The organism is Streptomyces sp. M2CJ-2 (assembly GCF_016757295.1).
Classification (GTDB): domain Bacteria; phylum Actinomycetota; class Actinomycetes; order Streptomycetales; family Streptomycetaceae; genus Streptomyces.
The window spans coordinates 19,934-34,090 of record NZ_JAESIF010000066.1 but is presented as its reverse complement, the minus strand read 5'-3'; the positions used below and the strand labels follow the sequence as shown (position 1 = coordinate 34,090).

Sequence of the window (14,157 nt, the reverse complement as noted above, 5' to 3'; positions counted from 1 at the left end):
AACCCGGAAGCTAAGCCCCAGAGCGCCGATGGTACTGCAGGGGGGACCCTGTGGGAGAGTAGGACGCCGCCGAACTTCTTTTAGAGCTCTGGCTCTTGGGCACGCAGCCCAAGAGCCAGAGCTTTTTTGTGTTGAGGTAAGGTCAATGAGCATCATTGGTACGTTTCCCACAGGAGGCCCCCGGGTGGAGGTCCAGGAGACTCGCGTCCAGACGGACCGTGTCCTCACCATCCCGAACATCCTCAGCATGGCGAGGCTTCTCGGTGTCCCTCTCTTCCTGTGGTTGATCCTCAGGCCTGAGTTCGGCGGCCCGAAGAGTGACGGCTGGGCGCTTCTGGTGCTCGCGCTGAGCGGTGTCAGTGACTACCTGGACGGCAAACTCGCGCGACGGTGGAATCAGATCAGCAGCCTCGGCCGGCTTCTTGATCCCGCGGCTGACCGGCTCTACATCCTGTCGACTCTGCTCGGACTCACCTGGCGCGAGATTCTTCCGCTCTGGTTGACGGCCGTACTACTGGCACGTGAGTTGGTTCTACTGGTGATGGTGGGTGTCCTCCGGCGGCACGGCTATCCGCCGCCGCAGGTGAACTTCCTCGGGAAGGCGGCCACCTTCAACCTGATGTATGCCTTCCCCTTGCTGCTGCTCAGCGACGGTAGCGGTTGGATCTCGTCACTTGCTGCTGTTTTCGGATGGGCGTTCGCTGGATGGGGTACAACGCTGTACTGGTGGGCAGGAGTCCTCTATGTGGTCCAAGTCCGCCGCTTGGTGCGTGCGGACGCCATGGCCGGCTGAGCTCGCTGACTGGCACGCGCAGAGTGGCGCGATGGCCCGCAGTGGAAACGTGCGGGACAATCTTGGTGGGTGAAGTCGGCTAGACCGTCGTCTCTTAGAGGAGGGCGCTTCCGACATGAAGGCCGTCGTGATGGCCGGGGGTGCAGGCACACGCCTTCGCCCCATGACCTCAAGCATGCCCAAGCCGCTCCTGCCAGTGGCCAATCAGCCGATCATGGAGCACGTTCTGCGGCTGCTCAAAAAGCATGGGCTCAACGAAACCGTTGTGACCGTCCAGTTCCTGGCGTCGCTCGTCAAGAACTATTTCGGTGACGGCGAAGAGCTCGGAATGGAGCTCACCTATGCCAATGAGGAGAAGCCACTCGGTACCGCGGGAAGCGTCAAGAACGCCGAGGAGGCATTGAAGGACGACACCTTCCTCGTCATCTCCGGCGATGCTCTGACAGATTTCGACCTCACCGAGCTGATCAATTTCCACAAGGAAAAGGGCGCGCTGGTCACGGTCTGTCTGACCCGGGTGCCCAATCCGCTGGAATTCGGTATCACCATCGTGGACGAGCAGGGCAAGGTCGAGCGTTTCCTGGAGAAGCCGACCTGGGGACAGGTCTTCTCCGACACGGTGAACACCGGGATCTACGTCATGGAACCCGAGGTCTTCGACTATGTCGAGCCGGATGTGCCCGTCGACTGGTCCGGTGACGTCTTCCCACAGTTGATGAAGGAGGGCAAACCCGTCTACGGCTTTGTCGCCGAAGGCTACTGGGAAGATGTCGGCACCCATGAGAGCTACGTGAAGGCGCAGGCCGACGTCCTGGAGGGCAAGGTCGACGTCGATATCGACGGTTTCGAGATCTCGCCGGGCGTATGGGTGGCTGAGGGCGCCGAAGTACATCCTGATGCCGTCTTGCGCGGTCCGCTCTACATCGGTGACTACGCCAAGGTCGAGGCCGGCGCCGAGATCCGCGAGCACACGATCGTGGGGTCCAATGTCGTGGTGAAGAGCGGGGCCTTCCTGCACAGAGCCGTCGTCCACGACAACGTGTACGTCGGTCCGCACAGCAACCTGCGGGGCTGTGTCCTCGGCAGGAACACCGACGTCATGCGCGCGGCGCGGATCGAGGACGGCGCCGTCATCGGCGACGAATGCCTGATCGGCGAGGAATCGATCGTCCAAGGGAACGTGCGGGTCTACCCGTTCAAGACGATCGAAGCGGGCGCTTTCGTCAACACCTCGGTCATCTGGGAGTCCAGGGGACAGGCGCATCTCTTTGGAGCCCGCGGGGTCTCGGGAATCCTGAACGTCGAGATCACCCCGGAACTCGCCGTGCGGCTGGCCGGCGCCTACGCGACGACGCTGAAGAAGGGATCCACGGTCACCACGGCCCGGGACCACTCCCGTGGTGCCCGTGCCCTGAAGCGTGCGGTCATCTCCGCGTTGCAGGCCAGCGCCATCGACGTACGGGATCTGGAGAACGTACCGTTGCCCGTGGCCCGGCAGCAGACCGCGAGGGGCAGCGCGGGCGGCATCATGATCCGCACCACACCCGGAGTGCCCGACTCGGTCGACATCATGTTCTTCGACGGACAGGGCGCCGACCTCTCGCAAGGCAGCCAGCGCAAACTGGACCGGGTGTTCGCGCGGCAGGAGTACCGGCGTGCGTTCCCGGGAGAGATCGGAGATCTGCACTTCCCGGCGAGTGTCTTCGACTCGTACACCGGGTCGCTGCTGCGGAACGTCGACACCACGGGAATCGCGGAGTCCGGGCTGAAGGTCGTCGTGGACGCGTCGAACGGCAGCGCGGGGCTCGTTCTGCCGAGTCTGCTCGGCAAACTCGGTGTCGACTCGCTGACCATCAACCCCGGCCTGAACGAGTTCAGGCCGACCGAGACGGCCGATATGCGGCGCTCGGGGCTGGTGCGGCTAGGTGAGATGGTGGCCTCCTCCGGTGCCGCGTTCGGTGTGCGGTTCGACCCCGTCGGTGAGCGGCTGTCCCTGGTCGACGAGAAGGGGAAGATCATCGAGGACGACCGGGCACTGCTCGTCCTGCTCGACCTCATCGCGGCCGAGCGGCGCAGCGGCAGGGTCGCGCTTCCCGTGACCACCACCAGGATCGCCGAACAGGTGGCGGCCTATCACGGCACACAGGTGGAGTGGACGACCACCTCGCCCGACGACCTGACGCGCGTGGGCGGGGAGGAGGGGACGATCTTCGGCGGCGACGGCAAGGGCGGTTTCATCGTCCCGGAGTTCAGCCGGGTCTACGACGGCACCGCTGCCTTCGTCCGGCTCATCGGTCTGGTGGCGAGGACGCAGCTCACGCTCAGCCAGATCGACGCGCGGATCCCCCGCGCGCACGTGATCAAGCGCGATCTGGCGACTCCGTGGGCCGTCAAGGGACTGGTGATGCGGCGGGTCGTCGAGGAGGCCGGTGAACGCTTCGTGGACACCACAGACGGTGTACGCGTGGTGGAGCCCGACGGCCGCTGGGTGATGGTGCTGCCCGACCCGGCCGAGGCGGTCACCCACCTGTGGGCGGAGGGACCCGACGACGCCTCGGCCCAGGCCCTGCTCGACGAGTGGGCGGCCGTCGTGGACAGCGCGGGACGATAGGCGGGACGGCAGAACCAGCGGTACACGTGCGTGCCGGACATGTGTCCCCAACGGGGCCTGTCCGGCACGCCGGTAGGGCCGTTCGGAGGTAGTGGCTGTGGCGTGCGACGATGTGCGGCATGCCGCAGCAAACCCCCGTTCGGAGCACACCTCAGCGGCCTCCGCGCCCGGACGCGTCCATGTCGTTGCTCACCAACGTGATGGACCACAGCCTCGACGAGGGATACGCCGAGGCCGCCGCGCGGAAGCAGGCCGACGGCAGCGGCGGTATGCCGAAGACCCTCAGGGCGAAACTGGGGCTCGCCGGTGGTCTGGTGCTCGCCGCCCTGGTCGTGACCGTCGGAGCCGCGCAGGCGAGGGTGGCGGCCCCCGTCGTCGCCAAGGAGCGTGAGGAACTGATCGACAGGATCGACCGGGAGACCGAGGCGGCGGACAAGCTCAAGGACGGCGTCGACGCACTCCGCGACGATGTGGGCGCGCGGCAGCGTGAGGCACTCAAGCACAGCGGTGAGAGTGACCGTACCGAGCTGGTGGGCGTTCTGGCGGGCGCCGTCGCGGTGCACGGACCCGGGGTGAAGCTCGTGGTGAACGACGCCAAGGACACGAGCGTCGGTGGGGACGGCGACGCGCGGTCGACCTCCGGGTTCTCCGACACCGGGCGGGTCCGCGACCGTGACATGCAACGCGTGGTCAACGGCTTGTGGGAGTCCGGCGCCGAGGCCGTCGCGATCAATGGGCAGCGGCTGACCGCTCTGTCTGCGATCAGGGCTGCGGGAGACGCGATACTGGTCGACAACAGGCCGCTGGTACCGCCGTACACGGTGCTCGCGGTGGGGGACGGCCGAGAGCTGAGCAGCCGGTTCCAGAACAGTGCGGACGGGCTGTATCTGCAGGCCCTGGAGGAGAGCTACGACATCCGCACCGAACTTTCGGTGGAGGACGACCTCCGGCTGCCCGCCGCGCCGAGCGTGATCGTACGAACCGCACAACCGATAACCGAGACGACATCTGTAACTGAGAAAGGCACATCGTGATCGCCGTACTGGGCCTCGTCGTGGGAGTCGTGGCCGGCCTGTTGGTCCGGCCCGAGGTTCCGGCGGTCGTCGAGCCTTACCTGCCGATCGCCGTCGTGGCGGCGCTCGACGCCGTCTTCGGCGGGCTGCGGGCCATGCTCGACGGCATCTTCGACGACAAGGTCTTCGTGGTGTCGTTCCTGTCGAACGTGGTGGTGGCCGCGCTGATCGTCTTCCTCGGCGACAAGCTGGGCGTGGGAGCCCAGCTGTCCACCGGGGTCGTGGTCGTCCTCGGCATCCGGATCTTCTCCAACGCCGCGGCGATCCGCCGGCACGTGTTCCGGGCGTGAGGCCGATGAGCGATCACGAACACGACAGGACGACGCCCGTGCCGGCAGCCGGACCAGGTCCGGTACCCGGACCACGCCCGGCAGCCGGTGGCAGCCTCCGCAAGGAACTGCCCGACGAGGTGTCCGCCCCCGCCCCCGCGCCCGCGGTCGAGGACGGGGAGACACCACCGGAGCCGCCCGGATCCGGCCTGACCGGACGGCAGCGGCTGGTGAAGGGGCTGTGGCCGCCACGGATCACCCGGGCTCAGCTCATCGTCGCCGTGCTGCTGTTCGGCCTGGGCTTCGGCCTGGCCGTCCAGGTCGCCTCGAACAGCGAGGGTGACAGTGCCCTGCGCGGCGCTCGCCAGGAAGATCTTGTTCGTATCCTCGATGAACTCGACGACCGCACAGAGCGTCTTGAGGATGAGAAGCAAGGGCTCGAGAAGCAGCGTGACGAGTTGGAGAACAGCTCCGACCAGGCCGAGGAGGCCCGGAGACAGACGGCCGAGAAGGAACGGCAACTCGGCATCCTGGCGGGCACCGTGGCCGCGCAGGGGCCCGGCATCACGTTGGTCATCGAGGACACGAAGGGAATGGTGAAGGCGAACATGTTGCTCGACGCCGTCCAGGAGCTGCGCGCGGCCGGTGCCGAAGCCATTCAGTTGGACGGTGTGCGGGTCGTGGCGGGCACCTACCTGTCCGACTCCGGCAACGGGGTGAGCGTCGACGGGAACAAGATCACTGCTCCCTATCGTTTCAAGGTCATCGGCAAGCCGCAGGATCTCGAACCGGCGCTCAACATCCCAGGAGGTGTGGTGCAGACTCTCGAGAAGGAACAGGCCACCGCCTCAGTGGAGCGGTCGGCCAAGATCGTCGTGGATGCCTTGCGGCCGGCGAAGCAGCCTGACTACGCTCGGTCGTCCTCCCAGTGAACCGGGGGTGCATGGGGGGTGACCGGCGAGGGCATGAGGTTGCGGGGGGTCGGCGCACCGAATGGGTGGTGCGTGGTGGAAACTGTCTGGTGGATACGGACGTTGTGAGGATGTCCGGGTCGGCCAATGTGTTCAGTCAGGGTTCGTCCTGCCCCACGGGCGGGTCTGTTTCGGTCAAGGGGAATCGCCCGTGAAGTTGTTTGGGAAGTTGTTCGGCAAGAGCGCACGAGAAGGCCGCGACAGCGAGGCTGCCCGGCATCGCGCACAGCCGGAGGCGGAAGGTGCACGTCCGCTGTTCCGGGACCAGGTGGGCGGCCAGGGCGCGCCGTCGGTTGACCCTGCGCAGTCGAGCGGCATAGGTTTCGGGCAACCGTCAACCTCAGGTACGGGTGGAGGGTTCTCCGACCCGTACGCGTCCCAGGCCCCCGGTGGGCAGGAGGATCCGTCCATGTCGGTCCTGGTATGTGCGAGGTGCGGTAACCGCAACCCGGAGAACAGCCGGTTCTGCTCCAACTGTGGAGCTCCGCTCCGGCCCGGCGTCGCCCCGGAGCGCCCCTCCGAGACGACCTCCACCATCTCCATCTCCGGTCTCGAGGCATACGACGCGGAGGCCACCGGCCAGACGCAGATGCCGATGCTGTCGCCCGAGGCGCAGGCGGCCGTCGACGCGCTGCCGGTGGGTTCGGCACTCCTGGTCGTGCGCCGCGGGCCGAACTCGGGCAGCCGCTTCCTGCTGGACGGAGACCTGACGACGGCCGGCCGACACCCGCAGAGCGACATCTTCCTGGACGACGTGACGGTCTCGCGTCGGCACGTGGAGTTCCGCCGCGGCCAGGACGGTTCCTTCACGGTGGCCGACGTGGGCAGTCTGAACGGCACGTACGTCAACCGAGAGCGGATCGACCAGGTCGGTCTGTCGAACGGTGACGAGGTGCAGATCGGCAAGTACCGGCTGGTGTTCTACGCGAGCCAGCGGGGCTACTGACCCTCCCCGGGTTCCGTCCGGGGCACCCTGACCCCAGGGAAGGTCCATGCTTCACACACCGAGCGGCGGTGCCGTGCCCGGCACCGCCGCAGCGGAAACTGGACTGATGAGCATCGGCACGGTGCTGAACGTGCTGCGTGAGGAATTCCCCGAAGTCACCATCTCCAAGATCCGCTTCCTGGAGTCGGAGGGGCTCATCGAGCCGCAGCGGACCCCCTCGGGGTATCGCAAGTTCAGCGCGGCGGACGTCGAGCGGCTCGGTCATGTCCTGAGGATGCAGCGGGACCACTATCTGCCGCTCAAGGTGATCCGTGAGCACTTGGAGGCGATGGAGCGCGGCGAGGCCCTCCCACTGCCGGTACTGTCCCGGCAGCGGGAGGGGGAAGCCGTCCCCGAGCCGTCCGCCGATCCTGCCTCCACGGCGGTCCGGATCGGGCGGGCGCAGCTGCTGGCGGCCGCCGGCATCGACCAGGAGCAGCTCGCGGAGTGGGAGTCGTACGGGCTGCTCGCTCCCGTCGAGGGCGAGGTGTACGACGCCGAGGCGGTCACCGTCGCCGGTCTCATCACCGAGTTGGGACGGTTCGGGATCGAGCCGAGACACCTGAGGACGATGAAGGCCGCCGCGGAGCGGGAGGCCGGGCTGGTGGACCAGGTCGTCGCCCCGCTCAAACGCCACCGAAACCCGCAGACCAGGGCTCATGCGGAGGCGCGTGCGAAGGAGCTCGCCGGTCTCACGGTGAAGCTGCACGCCGCGCTGGTGAGCTCGGCGCTTGGGGTGCGGCTGCCCTGAGGGACACGGGATCGGGGGACCGGATCGGCCACCTGATCCCGGCCCGACTACCCAAACGTCCCGGGCACGGCCTAGGGTTGCTGTGTGAACGAGCTCGATGTCGTAGGTGTCCGGGTCGAAATGCCCTCGAACCAACCGATCGTGCTGCTGCGCGAAGTGGGAGGCGACCGGTACCTCCCCATCTGGATCGGGCCGGGGGAGGCTACGGCCATCGCCTTCGCCCAGCAGGGCATGGCTCCGGCGCGCCCGCTGACCCACGACCTCTTCAAGGACGTGCTGGAAGCCGTCGGCCAGGAGCTCACGGAAGTGCGCATCACGGATCTGCGCGAGGGGGTCTTCTACGCGGAGCTGGTCTTCGCCAGCGGCGTGGAGGTGAGTGCCCGGCCGTCCGACGCCATAGCGCTGGCGCTGCGCACGGGGACGCCGATCTACGGCAGTGACACAGTCCTCGACGACGCGGGGATCGCCATCCCGGACGAGCAGGAGGACGAGGTGGAGAAGTTCCGCGAGTTCCTCGACCAGATCTCGCCGGAGGACTTCGGCTCCAGCAGCCAGTGAGCGGCGGTGACCGTCCCGCCGGATTCCCGCTCGGACCGGTGGTGCACGAGGGCGCCGCACGGCCCGCGCAGAAGGCATTCGGCTAGCCTTTCCCCGCGGTGGGGCACGGGAAACCACTCTTAGGGTGATTATCACTCGGCGTGCCGAGTGTGGCGATCGTTGACGCACCCTTGGTGACTGCCTACCGTCGAGGAGGCAGGTCGAGGACGGAGGTCGGCGTGAGAAGCACCGGCGACGGTACGGCTGGGGGCGTCCCCGGACACGGTCTCGGGGCGAGCGGTCCGTACCCTCACCCAGGCCCTCAGCTCCGCGCGAGCGGGGCGTATGCCCATCACGGCAGTGCGGCCGATCATGCTCCGCAGCGGCCGGCGGCCGTGCCGAGCAGCGGAGGGGCGACGACGTCCATGGTGTCCGAGGAGATCGGCTATCGCGGCCCCACGGCCTGCGCGGCCGCCGGCATCACCTACCGGCAGCTGGACTACTGGGCCCGCACGGGCCTGGTCGAGCCGAGTGTGCGGCCCGCGCACGGCTCCGGGACACAGCGGCTGTACAGCTTCCGGGACGTCGTCGTCCTGAAGATCGTCAAGCGGTTCCTGGACACCGGCGTGTCGCTGCAGAACATTCGTACCGCCGTCCAGCATCTGCGGGAGCGAGGCTTTCGTGACCTGGAGCGCATGACGCTGATGAGTGACGGTGCCACGGTCTACGAGTGCGACACGCCGGATGAGGTCCACGCCCTCCTCCAGGGCGGCCAGGGGATTTTCGGGATCGCCGTCGGTGTGGTGTGGCGGGATGTCGAGAGCGCGCTGTCCCAGTTGCACGGGGAGCGTGTCGACACCGGGGAGACGCTGATCGGGCCCAACCCGGCGGACGAGCTGGCGCGGCGGCGGAACCGCGCGGTCTGAGCCGTCGGGGCGCGCTGAGCGACCCGTGCCGTCCGGGGCGGTCGGTGGCCGGCCCGTGCGGCAGGGCGTTGTCAGTGGCGTAGGGCAGCATCGGAGATGTGAGATCCGCGCCTACCATCATGCATCTCGACATGGACGCCTTCTTCGCCTCGGTGGAGCAGGCGTCCAAGCCGAGCCTGCGAGGGAAAGCCGTGGTGGTGGGCGGGCTCGGGCCGCGTGGAGTGGTCGCCACCGCCTCGTACGAGGCCCGGCTCTTCGGCGTGCGTTCCGCGCTGCCCATGGCGCAGGCGCGGCGGCTCGCGCCGAACGCGGCGTATCTCGTGCCGCGCTTCGCGTTCTACCGGTCGATCAGCGACCAGGTGATGGGGCTGCTGCGGGCGTTGTCGCCCCTGGTGGAGCCCTTGAGCCTGGACGAGGCGTTCGTGGACCTGGAAGCCGGCGGGGCGGCCTGGGACGAGCGATCGGCCCGGCTGGCCGGGGCGAGACTGCGAGCGGACATACGGGCGGTCACCGGGCTCACCGGGTCCGTCGGGCTCGCCGCATCCAAGATGCTGGCGAAGATCGCCTCGGAGCAGGCGAAGCCCGACGGGCTGGTGCTCATCGAGCCGGGGAGGGAGCGGGCCCTGCTGGCGCCCCTCCCGGTCCGGACGCTGCCGGGAGTGGGGCCCGCCACCGGTGACCACCTGCGCAGGGCCGGGATCCACACGGTCGACGAGCTCGCCGAGGCCGGGGAGGACGAGCTGGTGCGGTTGCTCGGCAAGGCACACGGACACGCGCTGTACGCCATGGCCCTGGCGCGGGACGAACGGCCCGTGGTGGCCGAGCGGGAGACGAAGTCGGTGTCGGTCGAGGACACGTATGACGTGGACATTCACGACCGGGTGCGGGTCGGTACGGAGGTACGGCGGCTCGCCGATCGCTGTGTGCGCAGGCTGCGGGGAGCAGGGCTGGCGGGACGGACCATCGTGCTGAAGGTGCGACGCTACGACTTCTCGACGCTCACCCGGTCCGAGACGCTGCGGGGGCCCACGGACGATCCGGCGGTGGTGCGCGAGGCGGCGGCGCGGCTGCTGGACTCGGTCGACACGACAGGCGGAGTACGGCTGCTGGGCGTGGGAGTCAGCGGACTCGCGGACTACACCCAGGAGGACTTGTTCGCACAGGCGGCGGTGGGCCGGGGGGAGGAACCGCCGGGCGAGGAGGACCAGCCGGCCGCACCCACGGAGGAAGGGCGGCAGACGAGTGCGGAGCGGAGTTGGCCGGCCGGGCACGATGTACGGCACACCGAGTACGGGCACGGGTGGGTCCAGGGCAGCGGCCTGGGGCGGGTCACGGTCCGGTTCGAGACGCCGGACTCGGCGGTGGGGCGGGTGAAGACCTTCCGTACCGACGACCCGGCCCTGCAACCGGCGGATCCGCTGCCACTGGTGGATCGAAGCCCCGGGGAGGGCGAGAGGCCGCGGGCCGACGCGGAGACGGGCGACGGCTCCGGGGCGGCTCCCGAGGTCATGGATCCCGGGCACTCGCAGCTGTGAGTGGGCCGTGGGCTTCGTGCTCCCGGCTCCCGGCTCCCGGGGCCGTCAGGCCGGGCGGTCGTCGCGGTCGGCGAGTTTGCCGAAGTCGCGGTCCGGAAGCGGGGGAGGCGCGGAGATGTCCAGACCGTAGTGGTGGTAGAGCTGGAGCTCCTGCTCCGGGGAGAGGTGGCGGCCCACGCCGAAGTCGGGGGCGTCCTTGATCAGGGCGCGTTCGAAGGGAATGTGGAGACTGCCGTCGATCAGCTCGCTCGGCTCCAGGGGGACGAAGGCGTCCCTGCTGAACAAGCCGGTGCGTATCGCCGCCCACTCGGGTATGCCGGTGGCGTCGTCGAGATAGACCTCGTCGATGGTGCCGATCCGGGTTCCGTTGCGGTCGAACGCCTTGCGGCCGATCAGGTTGCGCGGATCGATGTCGGTCTGCACGGGCCCTCCACTGGTCGCAATCCGCAATCATTCGTCAGCACTACGAAACGGCACAATCGGTCCGGCGGCCACTCGAAGGTCCGGGGGTTGCCCTCGCTGGTACGCTGACAGCGGCTGCTGACCCCGTGCGGGAGAGTCCTCCGGACACCACCGGAGGGCGCCGAAGGAGCAAATCCTCCCCGGAAACTCTCAGGCCCACGTACCGCATGGACGAGGTCACTCTGGAAAGCAGGGCGGGTGTCGACGGCTCCCGCTCTCACCGACGGTGAAAGCCGGGCGCCCTGCGGCGGTCCGGTGAAGCTCTCAGGTTGAGATGACAGAGGGGGAGGCCGTCCGGGCACCCGTCATGGTGCCCCTCGAAGGTCGTCAGACCAGGAGGCCTCCACAATGACCGCCCACCGCATTCCCCTCTCCGAGCTCGAACAGGGAACGCCCTTCGAGCAGCGGCACATCGGCCCCGACCACGAGGCCCGCGCCAAAATGCTCGCGCAGGTCGGCTACGGCTCGCTCGACGAGCTGACGGCCGCGGCGGTCCCGGATGTGATCAAGAACGCCGACGCGCTCGACCTGCCGGGCGCCCGGACCGAGCCCGAGGTGCTGGCCGAACTCCGGTCGCTGGCCGACCGCAACGAGGTGCTCGGCTCCATGATCGGGCTCGGGTACTACGGGACCTTCACGCCGCCCGTCATCCTGCGCAACGTGATGGAGAACCCCGCCTGGTACACGGCCTACACGCCGTACCAGCCGGAGATCTCGCAGGGGCGGCTCGAGGCGCTGCTGAACTTCCAGACCATGGTCGCCGAGCTGACCGGCCTGCCGACCTCCGGGGCCTCACTGCTCGACGAGGGCACGGCAGCCGCCGAGGCGATGGCGCTGTCGCGGCGCATGGGCAAGAACAAGAACGGTCTGTTCCTGGTCGACGCGGACGTGCTGCCGCAGACGATCGCCGTGATCGAGACCCGTGCCGAGCCGACCGGCGTCGAGGTCGTCGTCGCCGACCTGAGCGAGGGCATCCCCGCCGAGATCGCCGAGCGCGGGATCAACGGCGTGCTGATCCAGTACCCGGGGGCCTCCGGAGCCGTACGCGACATCAAGCCGGTGATCGACCGGGCGCACGAGCTGGGCGCGCTGGTCACCGTCGCCGCCGATCTGCTCGCCCTCACGCTGCTGACGTCGCCCGGCGAACTCGGCGCGGACATCGCGGTCGGCACGACACAGCGCTTCGGTGTGCCCATGGGCTTCGGCGGGCCGCACGCCGGATACATGGCCGTGCACGAGAAGATGGCGCGCAGCCTGCCCGGACGGCTCGTCGGTGTCTCCGTCGACGCGGACGGAGACCAGGCCTACCGGCTCGCGCTCCAGACCCGTGAGCAGCACATCCGCCGTGAGAAGGCCACCAGCAACATCTGCACCGCCCAGGTGCTGCTCGCCGTGATGGCCGGGATGTACGCCGTCTACCACGGTCCCGAAGGACTGCGGACCATCGCGTGGCGCACCCACCGTTACGCGACCGTCCTCGCCGAAGGGCTCCGGGCCGGCGGCGTGGAGATCGTCCACGGCTCCTACTTCGACACGCTGACCGCGCGGGTCCCGGGGCGGGGTGCCGAGGTCGTCGCCGCCGCGCGGGACAACGGCGTCAACCTGCTCCTCGTCGACGCCGACCACGTCTCGATCGCCTGCGACGAGACCACCACTCGGGCCCGGCTCGCCGCCGTGTGGAACGCCTTCGGCGTCGAGGCCGACGTCGCCGACATCGCGGCCCTGGACGCGGCAGCGCCCGACACCCTGCCGGACGCCCTGCTGCGCACCGACGAGTACCTGACGCACCCCGTCTTCCACCAGCACCGCTCCGAGACCGCGATGCTGCGCTACCTGCGCCGGCTCGCCGACCGTGACTACGCGCTGGACCGCGGGATGATTCCGCTGGGCTCCTGCACCATGAAGCTCAACGCGACCACGGAGATGGAGCCGATCACCTGGCCCGAGTTCGGGCAGCTGCACCCCTTCGCGCCGGCCGAGCAGGCCGAGGGCTACCTCACGCTCATCCACGAACTGGAGGAGCGTCTCGCCGAGGTCACCGGCTACGACAAGGTGAGCCTCCAGCCCAACGCGGGTTCCCAGGGCGAACTGGCCGGGCTGCTCGCCGTACGCGGCTACCACCGGGCCAACGGCGACGAGCAGCGCACCGTCTGTCTCATCCCGTCCTCCGCGCACGGCACCAACGCCGCCAGCGCCGTCATGGCCGGGATGAAGGTCGTCGTCGTGAAGACCGCCGAGGACGGCGAGGTCGACATCGACGACCTGCGGGCGAAGATCGAGCAGTACCGCGACGAGCTGTCGGTGCTGATGATCACGTACCCGTCGACGCACGGTGTGTTCGAGGAGCACGTCGCCGACATCTGCGCTGCGGTGCACGAGGCCGGCGGCCAGGTGTACGTGGACGGCGCGAACCTCAACGCGCTGGTCGGGCTGGCCAAGCCCGGGCACTTCGGCGGCGACGTCTCGCACCTGAACCTGCACAAGACCTTCTGCATCCCGCACGGTGGCGGCGGTCCCGGTGTCGGCCCGGTCGGGGTGCGGTCGCACCTGGCGCCGTACCTGCCGAACCACCCGCTCCAGCCCGGGGCCGGGCCGGAGACGGGGATCGGGCCGGTCTCGGCCGCCCCGTGGGGCTCCGCGGGCATCCTGCCCATCTCGTGGGCGTACGTCCGGCTCATGGGCGGCGAGGGGCTCAAGCGGGCCACCCAGGTGGCGGTGCTCAGCGCCAACTACATCGCCAAGCGCCTCGAGCCGCACTACCCGGTGCTCTACACCGGCCCCGGCGGGCTGGTCGCGCACGAGTGCATCATCGACCTGCGCCCGCTGACCAAGGCGACCGGCGTGAGCGTGGACGACGTGGCCAAGCGGCTGATCGACTACGGCTTCCACGCGCCGACCATGTCGTTCCCGGTGGCGGGAACGCTGATGATCGAGCCGACCGAGTCCGAGGACCTGGCCGAACTCGACCGGTTCTGCGAGACGATGATCGCGATTCGCGCGGAGATCGAGAAGGTCGGTTCCGGCGAGTGGCCCGCGGACGACAACCCGCTGCGCAACGCCCCGCACACCGCCGCCGCGCTCGGCACGGAGTGGGAGCACCCGTACAGCCGTGAGGAGGCCGTCTTCCCGACCGGTGTGAGCGCGGCCGACAAGTACTGGCCGCCGGTGCGCCGCGTCGACCAGGCCTTCGGCGACCGCAACCTGGTGTGCTCCTGCCCGCCGCTGGACGCGTACGACGACTGAC

At 68.8% G+C, this 14,157-nt stretch carries 12 protein-coding genes and 1 riboswitch; of the genes, 11 read left to right on the top strand and 1 reads right to left on the bottom strand.

Annotated elements, in window-relative coordinates:
- The first annotated feature begins 184 nt into the window (after nt 1–184).
- The 10 genes from JL475_RS31580 (at nt 185) to JL475_RS31535 (ending at nt 10,451) form a co-directional block, all read left to right on the top strand.
- On the top strand, nt 185–793 hold the full coding sequence (locus tag JL475_RS31580; protein ID WP_109383035.1) for a CDP-alcohol phosphatidyltransferase family protein: 609 nt from the start codon (nt 185–187) through the stop codon (nt 791–793).
- A gap of 115 nt (nt 794–908) precedes the next feature.
- Nucleotides 909–3,404: a mannose-1-phosphate guanyltransferase gene (locus JL475_RS31575; protein ID WP_202281434.1), complete on the top strand. Its 2,496-nt coding sequence runs from the start codon at nt 909–911 to the stop codon at nt 3,402–3,404.
- Nucleotides 3,405–3,583: 179 nt separating this feature from the next.
- On the top strand, nt 3,584–4,438 hold the full coding sequence (locus tag JL475_RS31570; RefSeq protein WP_237408833.1) for a DUF881 domain-containing protein: 855 nt from the start codon (nt 3,584–3,586) through the stop codon (nt 4,436–4,438).
- Entirely contained in the window at nt 4,435–4,767 is a 333-nt protein-coding gene (locus JL475_RS31565; protein WP_003988855.1) for a small basic family protein, read from the top strand. Before JL475_RS31570 ends, JL475_RS31565 begins: the two co-directional genes overlap by 4 nt.
- Before the next feature lie 5 nt (nt 4,768–4,772).
- The gene (locus JL475_RS31560) at nt 4,773–5,678 is read left to right on the top strand and encodes a DUF881 domain-containing protein (RefSeq protein WP_202281430.1); all 906 of its coding nucleotides are present in this window, start codon (nt 4,773–4,775) and stop codon (nt 5,676–5,678) included.
- A gap of 61 nt (nt 5,679–5,739) precedes the next feature.
- On the top strand, nt 5,740–6,663 hold the full coding sequence (locus JL475_RS31555; protein ID WP_202281429.1) for an FHA domain-containing protein: 924 nt from the start codon (nt 5,740–5,742) through the stop codon (nt 6,661–6,663).
- Between the two features lie 46 nt (nt 6,664–6,709).
- Entirely contained in the window at nt 6,710–7,453 is a 744-nt protein-coding gene (locus tag JL475_RS31550; RefSeq protein ID WP_202281428.1) for a MerR family transcriptional regulator, read from the top strand.
- Between the two features lie 84 nt (nt 7,454–7,537).
- Nucleotides 7,538–8,011 carry a bifunctional nuclease family protein gene (locus JL475_RS31545; protein WP_003988851.1) on the top strand — a complete coding sequence of 158 codons (474 nt, stop codon included), beginning with the start codon at nt 7,538–7,540 and terminating at the stop codon, nt 8,009–8,011.
- Nucleotides 8,012–8,229: 218 nt separating this feature from the next.
- Nucleotides 8,230–8,916: a MerR family transcriptional regulator gene (locus tag JL475_RS31540; protein ID WP_202281427.1), complete on the top strand. Its 687-nt coding sequence runs from the start codon at nt 8,230–8,232 to the stop codon at nt 8,914–8,916.
- Nucleotides 8,917–9,014: 98 nt separating this feature from the next.
- Nucleotides 9,015–10,451: a DNA polymerase IV gene (locus JL475_RS31535; RefSeq protein ID WP_202281426.1), complete on the top strand. Its 1,437-nt coding sequence runs from the start codon at nt 9,015–9,017 to the stop codon at nt 10,449–10,451.
- A 45-nt stretch (nt 10,452–10,496) separates the two neighbouring features.
- On the opposite strand, the gene JL475_RS31530 is transcribed toward JL475_RS31535, so the two are convergent.
- Entirely contained in the window at nt 10,497–10,874 is a 378-nt protein-coding gene (locus JL475_RS31530) for a PRC-barrel domain-containing protein (RefSeq protein ID WP_202281425.1), read from the bottom strand.
- A gap of 118 nt (nt 10,875–10,992) precedes the next feature.
- Nucleotides 10,993–11,089, top strand: a riboswitch (glycine riboswitch).
- A 172-nt stretch (nt 11,090–11,261) separates the two neighbouring features.
- Here JL475_RS31530 and gcvP point away from each other — a divergent pair.
- Nucleotides 11,262–14,156: an aminomethyl-transferring glycine dehydrogenase gene (gcvP, locus tag JL475_RS31525; protein ID WP_202281424.1), complete on the top strand. Its 2,895-nt coding sequence runs from the start codon at nt 11,262–11,264 to the stop codon at nt 14,154–14,156.
- The last annotated feature ends 1 nt before the right edge of the window (nt 14,157 follow it).